A 15,666-nucleotide genomic window follows, 5' to 3' on the forward strand; every position below is an offset into this window, starting at 1 on the left:
CAGATTGGGCAGGCTAGTGGCGCGGCCGATACAGTTCGCGCCATGCGGGAAGCCGCCCGGCATAGGTATCGACAAGTTCAGCGTCGGGCTCGAACGTCTCGATGCGCTCTGGCCGCGTGCATACGGCAGCGATTGCCTCACCGGTGACAGCAAGCCGCCCAATCTCGCCGCACCGAACGCGGCGCCGGTCTCACCTCCAACGAAGCGATGGACCGGAACATTCAGCACGTTTGCCAGTACCGAGAGCCAGAATGGGGACCGCGAACCACCACCAATGACATCGGCTTCCGCAATCGCAATGCCGGCATCCGCGAGCGCGTCGCGACAATCGGCAAGCGCGAAGGCGACGCCCTCGAGCACCGCCTGCACGATCGTCCCGCGGTCGGTGCCATGGCTCAGACCATCCAGCATGCCGCGCACGGCGGCATCGTCGTGCGGCGTCCGCTCGCCTGCGAGATAAGGCAGGAAGCTCACAGGCGACGGCGCCTGCGGACGCACTCCAAGCGGCGCCAGCAGCTCGGCCTCGCCAACGCCGAACAGGCGCGCGAGCCAAGCGAGGCAAGAGGCGGCCGAGAGGATCGCGCCGGCCTGAATCCACATGGCGGGAATGGCATGGCAGAATGTATGCACCGCGCGGTCGGGGTTAGCGGCGATTCTGCTGGTTGGTGCCATGAGGGCACCGGAGGTTCCCAGCGATATGAACGCGGTTCCCGGCCCGATCGCGCCGATGCCGACGGCGCCGGCCGGATTGTCGCCGGCTCCGCCCGCGATCACCGGCTGCCGGGTCATACCCCAGCGCCGCGCGAGCTCGACGCGCAGGGTCGTTGCGGGCGCGCATCCCTCGACCAGCCGCGGCATGTGATTGCGCGACAGGCCGGTCGCTGCCAATGCTGCATCCGACCAGTCCCGGCGCGCGGCGTCGAGCCACAGCGATCCCGATGCATCGGAGACATCCTCGATGGCCTCGCCGCTCAGCACCAGGCGCAAATAGGCCTTTGGAAGCAGAACGAGCTTGGTCGCCGCAAAGATGTCAGGCTCGTGCGTCGCGATCCAGACCAGCTTCGGCGCGGTGAATCCCGGCATCGCTTTGTTGCCCGACGTCGCACGCAAGGCGGGCCAACGCTGCTCCAGGATAAGGCATTCGGCGGCCGAGCGCCCGTCATTCCAGAGGATGCAGGGCCGCAGGGGCCTTAAGCTCGCATCGAGCAGCGTGGCACCGTGCATCTGGCCGGATAGTCCAATGCCTTCGACCGCCGCCAGCTCGCCGGCATGCGATGCCTTCAGAGCATCCAGCGTGGCAAAGGTCGCATCGATCCACTGCGCGGGATCTTGCTCGTAATAGCCTGATTGCGGCGAGACGGTTGCGAGCGGCCGGCTCTCGCTCGCAATCACCCGCTGCGCACCGTCGACGAGAACGGTCTTGACTGCGGAGGTGCCGAGATCGATGCCGAGATACATGGATGCTCCCGCTCACTTCGCCGCGTCGATCCAGATCCCCGGCTCCGAATGCTCGCGGATGTGGCTGACCAGGAAGTCCGAGAACACCCGGATCTTGGCCGGCAGCCCGGCGCGGTTCTGATAGGCGATGTTCATGGTGAGCAGTGGCAGCTCCCAATCCATCAGCACCGGGACGAGCCGGCCCGCGGCGATATCGCTTTGGACGATGTAGAGCGGCTGGATGAGGATGCCGAGACCTGCCAGTGCGGCGCCGCGGATGACCTGGCCGTCATTGCTGTCGAGCGTCGGCGTGATGCGGACGGTCTGCGCGCCATGGCCCTTGCGCAGGCGCAGCGAATACGGATCGTTGGCGAGATTGTAGATCAGCATGTTGTGACGCGCGAGATCGGCCGGCTGTTCCGGCGCGCCGCAGCTTGCGAGATAGGAGGGTGCGGCCGCGAGCACGCGACGCATCTGGCCGATGCGGCGGACGATGATGTTCGAATCCGGCTCCTGCTCGCGCGTGCGGATCGCCACGTCGATGCCGGCCTCGATGAAATCCGGGTAGCGGTTGGCGGTGGTGATCTGCATGTTGAGCTTCGGATAGCGCGCGCGGAAGGCCGGCAGCATCGGCGCCAGATAGATCACCGCAAAGGATAGCGAGCTCGTGACCCGCAGGGTGCCCTGCGGCGACAGCGCGCGATCGCTGACGATGTCCTCGGCCTCGGCCAGTTCGTTCAAGACCCGGCTGGAACGCTCCAGCAGCTCCTGCCCCGCCTCCGTCAGCCACAGGCGGCGGGTGTTGCGCTCGATCAGCCGGACGGCGAGCCGCTCCTCGAGCGCGCTGAGATGGCGGCTCGCGGCCGCGTTCGACATGCGCAGCGCTTCGGCGGCCTTGGACAGGCTGCCGAGCTCGGCCGTCTTGGAAAAGACCTCCAATTGCGCCAGGCGATCCATTTTTCCACTTTTAGGAAAAGAGAGTTACGATTATTGGCCTTTATTTCCGCCTCCCGCAAGTCAAAATAGCCTCAACACAAGCAAGATAGCAGGCGAGGAAACAGGGAAATGTCGGGCCCGATCAGGCACATCGTGATGTGGCGGCTGCGCGGGGAGACCCCGGCGGAGCGATCCGCCGCCCGGATCAAGGTCAAGACCCTGTTCGAAGGCCTGCGCGGCCGGATCGACGGCCTCACCCATATCGAGGTCGGCATGGATGTCAGCGCGGTCGATTACGCCTGCGACGTCGTCCTGTTCTCCGAGTTCACCAACGAGGCCGCGCTCAGCGCCTACGCCAATCACCCCGAACATTTGCGCGTTCGCGAGGCGCTGGGCGACTTGCGGATCGGACGCTTCCAGGTCGATTATCCCATCAAAGAGACCGGCGCATGATCGGTTCGTTCACCTTTGAAAACCTACCCTGCCGTGTTGTGTTCGGCAGCGGAACGCTTGCCTCCGCCAAGGCTGAAGTCGAGCGGCTCGGCGGCAAGCGCGCGCTGGTGCTGACGACGCCGCAGCAGGAGACGCAGGGCAAGAGTCTCGGTGCGTCGCTCGGGCCGCTCTATGCGGGCCTGTTTTCCGGCGCCATCATGCATACCCCGGTCGAGGTCACGGAGCGCGCGCTCGCCGCCATGAAGGCATGCGAGGCCGACTGCGTCGTCTCGCTCGGCGGCGGATCGACCACCGGCCTTGGCAAGGCGCTCGCCTTGCGCACCGGCGTCAACCAGCTCTGCATCCCCACCACCTATGCCGGCTCGGAGATGACACCGATCGTCGGCCAGACCGAGAACGGCCTGAAGACCACGGTGCGCGATGCCGCCGTGCTGCCGGAGACCGTGATCTACGATGTCGACCTGACCCTGACGCTGCCGGCGAGCTTAGCTGCGACCTCCGGCATCAACGCGATCGCACATGCGGTGGAAGCGCTCTACGCGCGCGACGCCAATCCCGTGACATCGCTGATGGCGGAAGAAGGCATCCGCGCGCTGGCCCGCGCCCTGCCCGCCATCGCCGCGAGGAGCGACGATCGCGACGCGCGCACCGAGGCGCTCTATGGCGCCTGGTTATGCGGCGTCTGCCTCGGCACCGTCGGCATGGCACTGCATCACAAGCTCTGTCACACGCTCGGCGGCACTTTTGATCTGCCGCATGCCGAAACGCACACCATCGTGCTGCCGCATGCGCTGGCCTACAATGCACCGGCGGTGCCAGATGCGATGGCGCGCATCGCGCGCGCGATTGGCGCGGCCGATGCCTCCCAAGGGCTGTACGACCTTGCGAAGCGGCTGGATGCAAAGCTTGCGCTGCGCGACGTCGGCATGCCCGAGAGCGGCATCGACAAGGCGGCCGATCTCGCCGTCACCAACGCCTACTGGAATCCGCGTCCGCTCGAGCGGAGCGCCATCCGCGACCTGATCGCGCGCGCCTGGGCCGGCGAGCCGCCGGGCGCTATCAAACCGGCGGCGTGAAGCGATGCGGCGCACGCTGATCAAATCAGCCACCGTCATCAGCATGGATGACGCGATCGGCGACCTCTCGACCGGCGACGTGCTGGTCGAGGGCAGCCGAATCGCCGATGTGCGGCCATCGATCGACGTCGCGGCCGACACGGAGGTTGTCGACGGCAAGGGACGGATCGTCATCCCGGGCCTGATCAACGCGCATATGCACACCTGGCAGACGGGTTTGCGCGGCTATGCCGCGAACTGGACGCTGCTGGAATATTTCCGCCGCATGCATGCCGGCCTTGCGACCGTGTTCCGACCCGAGGACATCCATATCGCGACGCTGGTCGGCGCGCTGAACCAGATCAATTGCGGCACGACGACACTCGTCGACTGGTGCCACAACAATCCGACGCCAGATCACACCGACGCTGCGGTTCGCGGCCTGATCGAGAGCGGCATCCGCGCCGCCTTCTTTCATGGCTCGCCGAAACCCGAGCCGAAGCCCGGCGAGCCGCATTTCTCGGAAATCCCGCATCCGTGCCGCGAGGTGGAGCGGTTGCTGGCGGGCCCTCTCGCCGACCGCGACGGCCTCGTTACGCTCGGGCTCGCCATTCTCGGCCCGCATTACTCGACGCTCGACGTCGCCATGCATGATTTCCGCCTGGCATGGGAGCTCAAACTGATCGCATCGATGCATCAGGGCGGCGGCCCCGCCAAGACGCCGGGTGGCTGGGAAAGCTGATCGAGGCCGGCCTCGTCGGCGCCGGCGTCAACATCGTTCATGGCAACGATCTGCCCGACGATCTGCTCGACCGGATGATCGATCTCGGCGTGTCCTTTTCGGTCACGCCCGAGAACGAGATGATCCAGGGCCATGGCTTTCCGATCACCGGACGGTTGCTGAAGCGCGGCGTGCGCCCGACCATTGGCATCGATCTGGAATCCGTACTGGCCGGCGATCTCTTCTCCGCCGCCCGCGTCGCACTGTCGATGCAGCGGGCGCTCGACAATGCGGAGACGCGCAAGGCCAGCGGCACCATCCCGGCAACGACCACGGTTCCGGTGCGCGAGGCGCTGCGCTGGATCACGACCGAAGGTGCCCGCATGCTTGGCCGCGAGAACCAGATCGGCTCGCTGACGCCGGGCAAGCTCGCCGACCTCGTCATCATCAACGCCTCCGATCTCAACCTCTTCCCGGTGCACGATCCCGTCGCGACGGTGGTGATGCAGACGAGCCTCGCCAATATCGAAGCTGTCATGATCGGCGGCGCCTGGAAGAAGCGAAACGGCCGGCTGCTGGTCGAAGCGCTCGAGAGCAAAAAAGAGCTGCTGGCGCAATCCGGCCGGCGGCTGGTGCAGGACATCGAACGACAGGGACGCGCCGCCTGAAGGCGCCAATGGACAAGAACAATGAGTGATGCTTCAAGGAATGTCGCTTTCATCGGGATCGGCAAGATGGGCCTGCCGATGTCGGTGCTCGTCGCCAAGGCCGGTTACGCCGTCACCGCGTTCGATCAAAGCGCGGCGCGGATCAACGAGGCACGCGCGCAAGGCACTGCGATTGCCGCTACGCCAGCCGAGGCCGTGAGCGGCAAGACGGCCGTCGTCACATCCCTGCCCGACGATGCCGCCTTGCGCGGCGCGCTGCTCGGTCCTGCCGGCCTCATCGCCGCGATGGCGTCCGGAGCTGTTCTCATCGAGACCAGTACCGTGAGCGTCGAGGCTTCTACCGAGGTTGCAGCCGCCGCGCAGGCGCGCGGCATTGCCTACCTTCGCTCGCCGGTCTCCGGCAATGCCAGCATCGTGCATACGGGCGCGCTGACCTGCTTCGTTTCGGGGCCGAAGGATGCCTTTGACAACGCAAAGCCGCTGTTCGCGGCCTTCACCCGTGCGCAGACCTATCTCGGGCCGGCCGAGGAAGCACGCTACGCAAAACTCTCGGTCAATTTGATGATCGCGGTGTCGGCGGCGATGATGGCGGAGAGCCTGGCGCTGGCGCGCAAGGGCGGCATCGCCTGGCAAGACATCTTGAAGGTGCTCGACGACAGCGCCGTGGCTTCGCCGATGGTGAAGTACAAGACCGCGCCGCTGCGCCACCGCGATTTCGAGTCCACTTTCTCCTGCAAGCAGATGGCCAAGGATCTCGATCTCATCCTCGGCGCCGGCCACGCCGTCGGCGTGCCGCTGCAGCTCGCGGCGCAAGTGCGCGAGACCTATGGCTCGCTGGTCGCGCAAGGCGACGGCGAGACCGACTTCATTGCGACCGTCAAGCATCTCGAACGGTTGTCCGGCCTCGGCGAGCCGAAGCTGTGATCAACGGAGGCACACATGCGTAACTTCAACGAGAACACGATCACGGACGCGGTGCTGGAGCGGATCGCGGGGGCGACCGATCCGCGCATCAAGCAAATCAGCGAGGCGCTGGTCCGTCACCTTCATGCCTTCGTCCGCGAGGTGCGGCCGACCCAGAAGGAATGGGAATACGGCATCGACTTCCTGACCCGCACCGGGCACATGTGCGACGACAAGCGCCAGGAGTTCATCCTGCTGTCGGACACGCTCGGGGTCTCCATGCTGGTCGACGCCATCAACCATCCGGTGCCGGAGGGCGCAACCGAAACCACGGTGCTCGGGCCGTTCTTCGTCCAGGCCGCGCCGGAGAAGGAGAGCGGCGCCGATATCTCGGGTCCGATGGAAGGCGATCCGATGCTGGTCACCGGTTCGGTCTCGACCGTGGACGGAAAGCCGCTGGCGGGCGCCGTGGTCGACGTCTGGCATTCCGACGACGACGGCTATTATGACGTGCAGCAGCTCGACGCCATCGGCGATCTCGCGATGCGTGCCCGCTTCCACACCGACCAGAACGGCCGCTTCCATTTCTGGTCGATCAAGCCGGCCGCCTATCCGATCCCGCATGACGGCCCGGTCGGCGACATGCTGGAGGTCCAGGGCCGCCATCCCTGGCGTCCCGCCCATGTGCATTTCATGATCTCGTCGCCCGGCTTCGAGCAGCTCGTGACGCACGTGTTCGTCGCCGGCGACCAGTATCTCGACAGCGACGTGGTGTTCGGCGTCAAGGATAGCCTGATCCGCGAGTTCGTCCGACATCCCGCCGGCCGTGCGCCGGATGGTCGCATGGTGGACAGCGCGTATTTTCATCTCAACTATGATTTCGGCCTGAAGCAGGTTGCGAGCAACGCGCAAGCCGCCTAATCCGAACGACAACGCAGCGGACCGACAAAGAGTCCGCCACCGGGGCAGAGAGGGAGCAAGGATGGGACCGCGGGTCAGCACGGCAGCATTGGCCGATCGCCTCAATGGCATGATCGGCCCGCGCGCCAGCGTCGCGCGCGGCGTGCTCGATCAGCATGGGCAGAGCGAGTTGCATTACCGCAATCTGCCGCCCGACATCGTCGTCTTCCCTGAAACAACGCAGGAGGTCGCCGAGATCGTGAAACTCTGCGCGAGCGCGGGGATGCCGATCGTCCCGTTCGGCGCCGGCACCTCACTCGAAGGCAACGCGGCCGCCGTCGCCGGTGGCGTCTGCTTCGACTTCGCGCGCATGAACAAGGTGCTTGCCGTGCACGACAGCGACATGGATGTCGTGGTGCAGCCCGGCATCACCCGCAAGCAGCTCAATGCGGAGCTGCGCAACACAGGCCTGTTCTTTCCGATCGACCCCGGCGCGGACGCCTCGATCGGCGGCATGACCTCCACGCGCGCCTCCGGCACCATGGCGGTGCGCTACGGCACCATGAAGGACAATGTCATGGCGCTGGAGGTGGTGCTCGCGGATGGGCGCGTGATCCGCACCGCCAAGCGCGCGCGCAAATCGGCCGCCGGTTATGATCTGACGCGCATGTTCGTTGGCGCCGAAGGCACGCTCGGCGTGATCACCGAGATCACGCTGAAAGTACATCCCGTGCCGCAGGCGATCTCGGCCGCGGTGTGCAGCTTCGATAGCCTGCACAACGCCGTCGACACCGCGATCTCCGTGATCCAGTCGGCAATCCCCGTTGCGCGCATCGAGCTGCTCGACGACGTCATGATGCGCGGCATCAATGCCTACGCAAAGCTCGGCTATCGCGAGGCTCCGACCCTGTTCTTCGAATTCCACGGCTCCGAGGCCTCCGTCGCCGAGCAGGCCGAGGCCGCGCAGGCCATCGCCGCCGACCATGGCGGCCACGGGTTTGCCTGGGCCAAGGCGCCGGAAGACCGCAGCCGGCTCTGGCACGCCCGCGACAACACGCTCTATGCGGGCCTCGGCCTACGACCCGGAGCACGCGCGGTGATCACCGATGTCTGCGTGCCGATCTCGCGGCTGGCCGAATGCCTGACCGAGACGCGGCGCGATGCGGACGAGCATGGGTTTACAGCCCCGATCGTCGGCCATGTCGGCGACGGCAATTTCCACATGCTGATCCTGATCGATCCGGCAAAGTCCGAAGAGACCGAAGGCGCCAAGGCGCTCCAGGCCCGCATGGTCGCGCGCGCCATCGCCATGGACGGCACCTGCACCGGCGAGCACGGCATCGGGCTCGGCAAGATCGATTATCTCACCGACGAGCTCGGCGAGGCCGTCGATGTGATGCGGCAAGTCAAGACTGCACTCGACCCGAATGGTCTCTTGAATCCCGGAAAGATCTTTGCCAGCGGAGCGCAGGCATGAGCAGCGCAGCATTGGCCGTTGAGCCGTCCTCGCCCACACCGCTCTTGGAGCTGCGCGGCATCAGCAAGGAATTTCCAGGCGTCAAGGCGCTGGATGACGTGTCCTTCGCTGTCTATCCCGGCGAAGTCCATATGCTGCTGGGCGAGAACGGCGCCGGCAAGTCGAGCCTGATGAAAGTACTGTGCGGCGCCTACCGCGCCGATGCCGGCGAATTCTTCTACAAGGGCGAGAAGGTCGAGATCAGCTCGACCGCGGATGCGCAGAAGCTCGGCATTGCCGTCATCTTCCAGGAATTCTCGCTGGTCCCCTATCTCGATATCGCCCAGAACATCTTCCTCGGTCGCGAGCCGAAAGGCCGCATTCCCGGAAGCATCGACCGCCGCAAGATCCTGGCTGACGCGCGTCGTGTCCTCAGCACCATCGGTTTCGACATCGATCCTTCCACCACCGTCGACAAGTTAGGGGTGGCACAGCAGCAGATGGTCGAGATCGCCAAGGCGATCAGCCAGAACGCCCGCATCCTCGTGATGGACGAGCCGACGGCCGCGCTGTCCGACCGCGAGACCGAGCTACTGTTCGCGTTGATCGCGCGGCTGAAGGCCGACGGCGTCTCGATCGTCTACATCTCGCACCGCATGGCCGAGGTGTTCGCGCTCGGCGACCGCATCACCGTGCTGCGCGACGGCCGCCGCATCGACGGCGTCCGCCCCGCCGACGTGACGCCGGACCAGTTGGTCCGCATGATGGTCGGCCGCAACGTCGACATGACCTATCCGCGCAACTTTGCCGATAAGCCCGGCGAGATGCTGCTCGAGGTCAAGGGCCTGACCGCGCCGACCGGCATCTCCGACATCAACATCGAGGTGCGCCGGGGCGAGATCGTCGGCCTGTGCGGCCTCGTCGGCTCCGGCCGCAGCGAGGTTGCCCGCGCCATTTTCGGCGCCGATCCCATGACATCGGGCGAGATCGTCTTCGACGGCAAGACCATCTCCGGCGAGCCTGACCTTGCCGCCCGCCGCGGCATCGCGCTGATCCCGGAGAGCCGCAAGAGCGAGGGCCTCGCGCTGCTACGATCAGTCAGCGATAATCTGGTGGTATCGGCGCTGCGAAAGCTGTTCCCGAGCGGCCTGTTCGACCAGCGCAGTGCGCAGCGCACCTCCGACGGCCTGATCCGGCAATTGAGGATCGCGACACCGAGTGCGCGCCAGACCGTTGGCCTGCTCTCGGGCGGCAACCAGCAGAAGGTCGTGATCGGCAAGTGGCTGGCGGCCGGCTCGAAGCTGTTCATCTTCGACGAACCGACGCGCGGCATCGACATCGGCGCCAAGTCGGAGATCTTTGCCCTGATCGACCGACTGGTGGCCGAAGGCGCAGCGGCCCTCATGATCTCGTCCGAACAGGTCGAGATCTGCCATGTCTGCGACCGCGCCTATGTGATGCGCGAGGGGCGCATCGCTGGGCACCTGACACGCAACGAGCTGACCGAGGAGAACATCGTGCGACTGGGGATGCATCATGCGTGAAGCCGCGGTCGTCTCGCAACCCAATCCGCTGCAACGCATTCCCGGCGTTGCCATGGTGCTGGTGCTGCTGATCGCCCTGTTCAGCGCGATCGCGCCCGGCTTCCTGTCGGTCGCCAACCTCTCCAACGTGCTGGTGCAGTCGACCATCCTGACCATGCTCGCGCTGCCGATGACACTGATCATCATGACCGAGGGGCTGGACCTGTCGATGGGCGCGGTGCTGACGCTGACCTCGCTCTGCGTCGCGATCGTGTCGCTCGCGACGAAATCAATGTTGCTGGGCCTCGGCGCCGGCCTGCTGGTCGGCGCCGGGTTCGGCATCGTCAACGGCTGGCTGGTCGCGATCCTGGGCATTCCGCCTTTTGTCGCGACGCTGGGCACGCTCGGCATGGCGCAGGGCCTGTCGCTGATCGTCAGCGACGGCCAGAGCGTGGTCGGCATTCCCCACAGCGTGCGCGACATCTACTCGGCAACACTTCTCGGCATTCCCGTGCCGATCGTGATGGCGCTGGTGACCTATGCGGCCTTTCACGGCCTGCTCTATCACACCCGCTTCGGCACCTATATCTTCGCGCTGGGCGGCAATCGCGAGGCGCTGCGCTATGCCGGACTCTCGCCGAACAAGCTGCTGATCGCAGTCTATGCCATCGGCGGCGCCATGGCGGGAATCGCGGGGCTGTTGATGACCGCTCGGATGAATTCCGGCCATCCCACCGCCGGGCTCGGTCTCGAATTCGACGCCATCGCGGCCGTTGCCGTCGGCGGCACGTCGTTCGAGCGCGGCAATGGCTGGCTGCTCGGCACCGTACTGGGCGTGATTGCGGTCGGCGTGTTGCGCAATGGGCTGAACCTGATCTCGCTGCCGTCCTCGGTGCAGGTCGCAAGCGTCGGCGTGCTCGTCATCGTCGCGCTGTTCCTCGACGGCCTCAGGAGCCGCGCATGACCGACATCACCAAAGATGCCATCGCGCCGCCCCGCTCCTTCCTATCGCAGGACGCGATCCAGCTGTTCTATCGCCTGCTCGCGGCACTGCTGATCTGCGCGGTGCTGGCCGTGCTCAGCGATTCCTTCCTGAGCCTCGGCAACATCCTCAACGTGCTGAGGCAGGCGAGCCTGACCTTCTTCATCGCCTCCGGCCTGACCCTGGTGGTCTTGACCGCCGGCCTCGACCTCTCTGTCGGCGCCAATGTCGCGCTGTCGGCCTGTATCGCCGGCACGGTGATCCACAAGACCGGCTCGCCGGCGCTCGGCATCCTCACCGGGCTTGCCTGCGGCGGCATCGTTGGCCTCCTCAACGGCGTCATGGTCACCGCGCTCCGCATCCCCTCCTTCATCGCCACCTATGGCATGCTATGGGTGCTGAACGGCCTCACTTATTGGTATATGGCGGGCGAGACCCTGCATGGCTTCCCGGCCGGCTTCCGCCAGATCGGCAGCGGCTATCTGTTCGGCCTTCCGATCCCGGTCTGATCTGCTGCTGGTGTTCCTCGGCATCGGGACGCTGTTCGCGCAACGGACGATCTGGGGCCAGGAGATCTATGCGATCGGCGCCAATCCGGTCGCCGCCCGGCTCTCCGGCATCCCCGTCGCGCGCCGCCTGCTGCTGGTCTATGCCGTCTCCGGCACCATGGCGGGACTCGCTTCGATCATCTTCCTGTCGCGCCTGAATTCGGCCGAGGCCGATATCGGCGAAAGCCTGACGTTGCCGGCGATTGCGGCGGTGCTGATCGGCGGCACCTCGTTGTTCGGCGGCGTCGGCACCGTGTTCGGCACCTTCATCGGCGCACTGATCCTAACCTTGGTGCTGAACGGCATGAACCTGCTCTCGGTCAGCGCCAACTGGCAGCCGCTGGTGACAGGCATCATCGTCATTCTCGCGGTCTGGCTCGACATGAAGACCCGCCGCCGCGCGCAATGAGCTTTTAGAAATCCAACAAGCAAAATGAGGGATGGAGGCTACATGAAACTGAAACTTGGCTATCTGACGCTACCGCTGCTGATGGCGGCTGCGTTCACTACGGGGGCGCGCGCCGACGGCGAGACCATCGCCGTCTTCACCAAGAACCAGACCAACCCGTTCTTCCAGACGGTGCGGGTCGGCGCCGACAACATGGCGAAGACGCTGAACGCGAAGACGCTGCAGTACATCCCGACCAAACCCGACAGCATCCCCGAGCAGCTCAGCCAGATCGAGGACGTCGTGGTGAAGAAGCCGAGCGCGATCGTCTTCACGCCGGTCGACTACAAGGCGATGGTGCCCGGCGTCGAGAAGATCAACGAAGCAAAAATCCCCGTCGTCAACATCACCGACCGCTCCGCCGGCGGCAAGTTCCTCTCATTCGTCGGTGCCGACGATTACAGCCTTGGGCTCGAGACCGCGCGCTACCTGCTCAAGACGCTGGGCGGCAAGGGCAACATCGTCATCATCGAGGGCGTCAAGGGCTCGCTGACCAATGTCGACCGCGTCCGCGGCTTCAACGCTGCGCTGAAGGAGGCTCCGGGCGCCAAGCTGCTGGCCTCGCAGCCCGGCAATTACCAGCGGCTGCAGGCGCTTCAAGTGATGGAGAACCTGATGCAGTCGAATTCGCAGATCGACGGCGTGCTCGCCGCCAACGATGCCATGGCGGTCGGCGCGATCGAGGCGCTCGACGGCGCCAACCGCAAAGCCCAGGTGATCGGCATCAACGGCACCAAGGAAGCGATCGACGCGATCAAATCAGGCAAGCTGCTCGCGAGCGGCGACTATAACGGATTTGCTCAAGGGTGCCTCGGCACCATGATGGCGATCCGCTCCTTGCGCAACCAGCCGGTCATCAGCGAGATCGTGCTGAAGCCGACCGTCATCACCAAGGACAATTTTGGGCCGTTCGACGTGCCGCTGGAGCAGCGGACCTGCCCGACCTTCGAGGAAGCGGGCAAGCTCGGCGCCAAGTAGACTAACCGATCACGTCAAGTCTGGACGGCCGCCACTCGCGGCCGTCCCAGGAACTGAAGTAAGAAACGGAGACATCATGCTGTTCGCCATTCACGCCGTCGACCGCGCCGGCGCGCTGCCGACCCGGCTTGCCAATTACGACGCCCACAAGGCTTTCCTGAGCGACACATCGCGCTTCGGCGTCAAGATCGTGATGTCGGGGCCGCTCGTTTCCGACGACGGCGCGACCATGATCGGCAGCTTGTTCCTGATCGAGGCGTCCGGCCGTGGCGAAGTCGAGGCCTTCAACCGCGCTGATCCCTTTGCTGCCGCCGGCATCTGGGAAAAGGTCACGATCACGGGCTTCCTGCGCCGGCAGGGTTGAGGCCGGCCAAATCAAAACGCAAAAACAACCCCATGCACAGTAGAACGGGGCTGTTCTTGCATACAAATTTCCGTCGCGTCGAGCGCGCTTTAGGTCGTCGATCGCAAAGCGCAATGGCTTCAGGTTGAATCGATTCCGGGGCGGCTCGTTCACCTCTCCCGCTCGCGGGAGAGGTCGGCGCGCAGCGCCGGGTGAGGGCTTTCTCCTCTAGGGGCTGTCCCATTGCGGGGAGACACCCTCTCCCCAACCCTCTCCCGCAAGCGGGAGAGGGAGCGCACCTTCGGTGCAGCAAACAAGCCTGATCTCATCACGCTTTAGGCGCTCGTCGCGGCAACGCCCTCTTCGAGATGACAGGCCACCCACTGCTCGGCTCCAATCGCGCGAAGCACCGGCTCCTCGGTCCGGCAGCGGTCGAAGACGAAGGGGCAGCGGGTGTGGAAGCGGCATCCGCGCGGCGGATTGATCGGGCTCGGCACGTCGCCCCTAAGAATGATCGGATTGCGCTGGGCGCCGGGCTCGGGCAGCGGCACCGCGGAGAGCAGCGCCTTGGTGTAGGGATGTCTCGGTGCCGCAAAGATCTCGCGGCGCGGGGCGACCTCGACGATCTTGCCGAGATACATCACCGCGACACGGTGCGTCATGTGCTCGACGATCGCGAGATCATGGCTGATGAACAAGAGCGCGAGGCCGAACTCGCGCTGGAGATCCTGGAGCAGGTTGACGATCTGCGCCTTGACCGAGACGTCGAGCGCGGAGACTGCTTCGTCGCAGACGATCAGCTCGGGCTCGGCCGCCAGCGCCCGCGCGATGCCGATACGCTGGCGCTGGCCGCCGGAGAACTCGTGCGGCCGGCGGTTCAACGCCTCGCGCGGCAGGCGGACGGTATCCATCAGCGCAGTGACGCGCACCTCGAGGTCTTCCGCGGATTTGGCCAGACCGAAATTGCGGATCGGCTCGGCCAGGATGTCGCGCACGCGCATGCGCGGATTGAGGCTCGAGAACGGATCCTGGAACACGACCTGCACGCGGCGGCGCATCTGACGCATCGTGCTCGGCGCAGCGTCGTCGATCCGCTGGCCGTCGAGGATGACCTGTCCCGCAGTGATGTCGAACAGCCGCAGGATGGCGCGGCCGACCGTCGACTTGCCGCAGCCGGACTCGCCGACCAGCGACAGTGTCTCGCCGCGCGCGATCTCGAACGACACGCCGTCGACTGCATAGACGAATTCGGACTTGCGGCCGAACAGGCCGGTCTTGACCGGAAAGTGCTTCTTGAGGTCGTTGACCTGGAGCAGCGGAGGACTCATGCCGCGACAGCTCCCTTGGCCGCATAGTGGCAGGCGGCGATGTGACGGGGTCCCTTCTCTTCGAGCCCCGGCGCATATTGCCGGCAGAGATCGGTCGCAAGCGCACAGCGCCCGGCAAAGACGCAGCCGGTGATGGGCTTGCGGAGATCAGGTACCTGCCCCGGGATCTCGGCGAGCCGCGTTGCCGTCCCGGCGAGCGAGGAGCCAAGCTTCGGCACCGCGCCGAGCAGGCCCTGCGTATAGGGATGGCGCGGCGAGCGAAACAGCTCGGCGACCGGCGCTTCCTCGACCTTGCGGCCGGCATACATCACCATCACACGCTCGGCGATTTCGGCGACGACGCCGAGATCGTGGGTGATCAGGATGATGGCCGCGCCAACGCGGCGCTTGAGGTCCAGCATCAGCTTGAGGATCTGTGCCTGGATGGTCACGTCGAGGGCGGTGGTCGGCTCGTCCGCAATGAGAAGCTTCGGATTGCAGGCGAGCGCGATGGCGATCATGACGCGCTGGCGCATGCCGCCGGAGAGCTGGTGCGGATATTCGCGCACGCGCCGCTTCGGCTCGGGAATGCCGACCAGCGTCAGCATCTCGATCGCGTGCGCCTCGGCAGCCTGTTTGTCCAGGCCCTGATGGATCATCAAGGTCTCGCGGATCTGGCGGCCGACGGTGAGGACCGGGTTCAAGCTCGTCATCGGCTCCTGGAAGATCATCGAGATGTCGTTGCCGCGGATGGCGCGCATCTCGCGATCGGACAGTTGCAGCAGGTCCCTGCCCGCAAAGCGGATGGCGCCGGCAATCCTGCCCGGCGGCTCCGGGACGAGCCGCATCAGCGACATCGAGGTCACCGACTTGCCGCAGCCGGACTCGCCGACGATGGCGAGCGTCTCGCCTTCGTTGACATGGAAGGACACGCCGTCGACGGCGCGGTTGATGCCGCCGGGGGTGCGGAAATGGGTCTGGAGGTTCTCGACTTCGAGCAGCGCCATC

The 15,666-nt window shown here is 65.6% G+C and carries 12 protein-coding genes and 3 pseudogenes; 11 read left to right on the forward strand and 4 right to left on the reverse strand.

All coding sequences use genetic code 11. The features are described 5' to 3' along the window. Positions 1-13 precede the first annotated feature (13 nt). Both xylB and ACSKB8_RS37920 read right to left on the reverse strand, forming a co-directional pair. Positions 14-1,458: pseudogene (xylB, locus tag ACSKB8_RS37915) on the reverse strand (xylulokinase). A 12-nt stretch (positions 1,459-1,470) separates the two neighbouring features. Then, on the reverse strand, positions 1,471-2,394 hold the full coding sequence (locus tag ACSKB8_RS37920; RefSeq protein WP_438109579.1) for a LysR substrate-binding domain-containing protein: 924 nt from the start codon (positions 2,392-2,394) through the stop codon (positions 1,471-1,473). A gap of 108 nt (positions 2,395-2,502) precedes the next feature. Here ACSKB8_RS37920 and ACSKB8_RS37925 point away from each other — a divergent pair, with 108 nt between their 5' ends. The 11 genes and pseudogenes from ACSKB8_RS37925 to ACSKB8_RS37975 all read left to right on the forward strand — a co-directional run bounded on the left by ACSKB8_RS37925 (position 2,503) and on the right by ACSKB8_RS37975 (position 13,372). Then, positions 2,503-2,826 carry a Dabb family protein gene (locus ACSKB8_RS37925; RefSeq protein WP_091887674.1) on the forward strand — a complete coding sequence of 108 codons (324 nt, stop codon included), beginning with the start codon at positions 2,503-2,505 and terminating at the stop codon, positions 2,824-2,826. Beyond that, a complete protein-coding gene (locus ACSKB8_RS37930) occupies positions 2,823-3,902 on the forward strand; it encodes a maleylacetate reductase (RefSeq protein WP_370988637.1) in 1,080 nt (359 codons plus the stop codon). The genes ACSKB8_RS37925 and ACSKB8_RS37930 overlap by 4 nt, the downstream gene beginning before the upstream one ends. A gap of 4 nt (positions 3,903-3,906) precedes the next feature. Beyond that, positions 3,907-5,270, forward strand: a pseudogene (locus ACSKB8_RS37935) (amidohydrolase family protein). Between the two features lie 21 nt (positions 5,271-5,291). Next, entirely contained in the window at positions 5,292-6,194 is a 903-nt protein-coding gene (locus tag ACSKB8_RS37940) for an NAD(P)-dependent oxidoreductase (protein ID WP_438109580.1), read from the forward strand. 15 nt (positions 6,195-6,209) lie between these two features. Then, positions 6,210-7,094 (forward strand): intradiol ring-cleavage dioxygenase, encoded by an 885-nt coding sequence (locus ACSKB8_RS37945; protein ID WP_438109581.1) that lies wholly within the window; start codon positions 6,210-6,212, stop codon positions 7,092-7,094. Between the two features lie 61 nt (positions 7,095-7,155). Beyond that, positions 7,156-8,550 carry an FAD-linked oxidase C-terminal domain-containing protein gene (locus ACSKB8_RS37950; RefSeq protein WP_438109582.1) on the forward strand — a complete coding sequence of 465 codons (1,395 nt, stop codon included), beginning with the start codon at positions 7,156-7,158 and terminating at the stop codon, positions 8,548-8,550. Beyond that, positions 8,547-10,073: a sugar ABC transporter ATP-binding protein gene (locus tag ACSKB8_RS37955; RefSeq protein WP_438109583.1), complete on the forward strand. Its 1,527-nt coding sequence runs from the start codon at positions 8,547-8,549 to the stop codon at positions 10,071-10,073. The genes ACSKB8_RS37950 and ACSKB8_RS37955 overlap by 4 nt, the downstream gene beginning before the upstream one ends. After that, positions 10,066-11,016 carry an ABC transporter permease gene (locus tag ACSKB8_RS37960; protein WP_091887688.1) on the forward strand — a complete coding sequence of 317 codons (951 nt, stop codon included), beginning with the start codon at positions 10,066-10,068 and terminating at the stop codon, positions 11,014-11,016. Before ACSKB8_RS37955 ends, ACSKB8_RS37960 begins: the two co-directional genes overlap by 8 nt. Then, positions 11,013-11,991: pseudogene (locus ACSKB8_RS37965) on the forward strand (ABC transporter permease). Before ACSKB8_RS37960 ends, ACSKB8_RS37965 begins: the two are co-directional and overlap by 4 nt. A gap of 42 nt (positions 11,992-12,033) precedes the next feature. Next, positions 12,034-13,008, forward strand: coding sequence for a sugar ABC transporter substrate-binding protein (locus tag ACSKB8_RS37970; protein WP_164934569.1), 975 nt, complete (start codon positions 12,034-12,036; stop codon positions 13,006-13,008). 76 nt (positions 13,009-13,084) lie between these two features. After that, positions 13,085-13,372, forward strand: a complete 288-nt coding sequence (locus tag ACSKB8_RS37975) for a YciI family protein (RefSeq protein WP_438109584.1) — start codon at positions 13,085-13,087, stop codon at positions 13,370-13,372. A 314-nt stretch (positions 13,373-13,686) separates the two neighbouring features. Here ACSKB8_RS37975 and ACSKB8_RS37980 read toward each other — a convergent pair whose 3' ends face one another. Both ACSKB8_RS37980 and ACSKB8_RS37985 read right to left on the reverse strand, forming a co-directional pair. Next, positions 13,687-14,679, reverse strand: a complete 993-nt coding sequence (locus ACSKB8_RS37980; RefSeq protein ID WP_091887697.1) for an ABC transporter ATP-binding protein — start codon at positions 14,677-14,679, stop codon at positions 13,687-13,689. Next, the gene (locus tag ACSKB8_RS37985) at positions 14,676-15,665 is read right to left on the reverse strand and encodes an ABC transporter ATP-binding protein (RefSeq protein WP_165406062.1); all 990 of its coding nucleotides are present in this window, start codon (positions 15,663-15,665) and stop codon (positions 14,676-14,678) included. Before ACSKB8_RS37985 ends, ACSKB8_RS37980 begins: the two co-directional genes overlap by 4 nt. Position 15,666 lies beyond the last annotated feature (1 nt).

Origin of the sequence: Bradyrhizobium sp. BR 1432, assembly GCF_051547705.1 — a bacterium.
Taxonomy (GTDB): Bacteria; Pseudomonadota; Alphaproteobacteria; order Rhizobiales; family Xanthobacteraceae; genus Bradyrhizobium; species Bradyrhizobium zhanjiangense.

Excerpts from the sequence above, each read along its gene's own strand:
- ACSKB8_RS37955 (WP_438109583.1), top strand. The coding sequence starts at position 8,547 with ATGAGCAGCGCAGCATTGGCCGTTGAGCCGTCCTCGCCCACACCGCTC.
- ACSKB8_RS37920 (WP_438109579.1), bottom strand. The coding sequence starts at position 2,394 with ATGGATCGCCTGGCGCAATTGGAGGTCTTTTCCAAGACGGCCGAGCTC.
- ACSKB8_RS37945 (WP_438109581.1), top strand. The coding sequence starts at position 6,210 with ATGCGTAACTTCAACGAGAACACGATCACGGACGCGGTGCTGGAGCGG.
- ACSKB8_RS37960 (WP_091887688.1), top strand. The coding sequence starts at position 10,066 with ATGCGTGAAGCCGCGGTCGTCTCGCAACCCAATCCGCTGCAACGCATT.
- ACSKB8_RS37930 (WP_370988637.1), top strand. The coding sequence starts at position 2,823 with ATGATCGGTTCGTTCACCTTTGAAAACCTACCCTGCCGTGTTGTGTTC.
- ACSKB8_RS37940 (WP_438109580.1), top strand. The coding sequence starts at position 5,292 with ATGAGTGATGCTTCAAGGAATGTCGCTTTCATCGGGATCGGCAAGATG.
- ACSKB8_RS37950 (WP_438109582.1), top strand. The coding sequence starts at position 7,156 with ATGGGACCGCGGGTCAGCACGGCAGCATTGGCCGATCGCCTCAATGGC.
- ACSKB8_RS37925 (WP_091887674.1), top strand. The coding sequence starts at position 2,503 with ATGTCGGGCCCGATCAGGCACATCGTGATGTGGCGGCTGCGCGGGGAG.
- ACSKB8_RS37980 (WP_091887697.1), bottom strand. The coding sequence starts at position 14,679 with ATGAGTCCTCCGCTGCTCCAGGTCAACGACCTCAAGAAGCACTTTCCG.
- ACSKB8_RS37975 (WP_438109584.1), top strand. The coding sequence starts at position 13,085 with ATGCTGTTCGCCATTCACGCCGTCGACCGCGCCGGCGCGCTGCCGACC.
- ACSKB8_RS37970 (WP_164934569.1), top strand. The coding sequence starts at position 12,034 with ATGAAACTGAAACTTGGCTATCTGACGCTACCGCTGCTGATGGCGGCT.
- ACSKB8_RS37985 (WP_165406062.1), bottom strand. The coding sequence starts at position 15,665 with ATGGCGCTGCTCGAAGTCGAGAACCTCCAGACCCATTTCCGCACCCCC.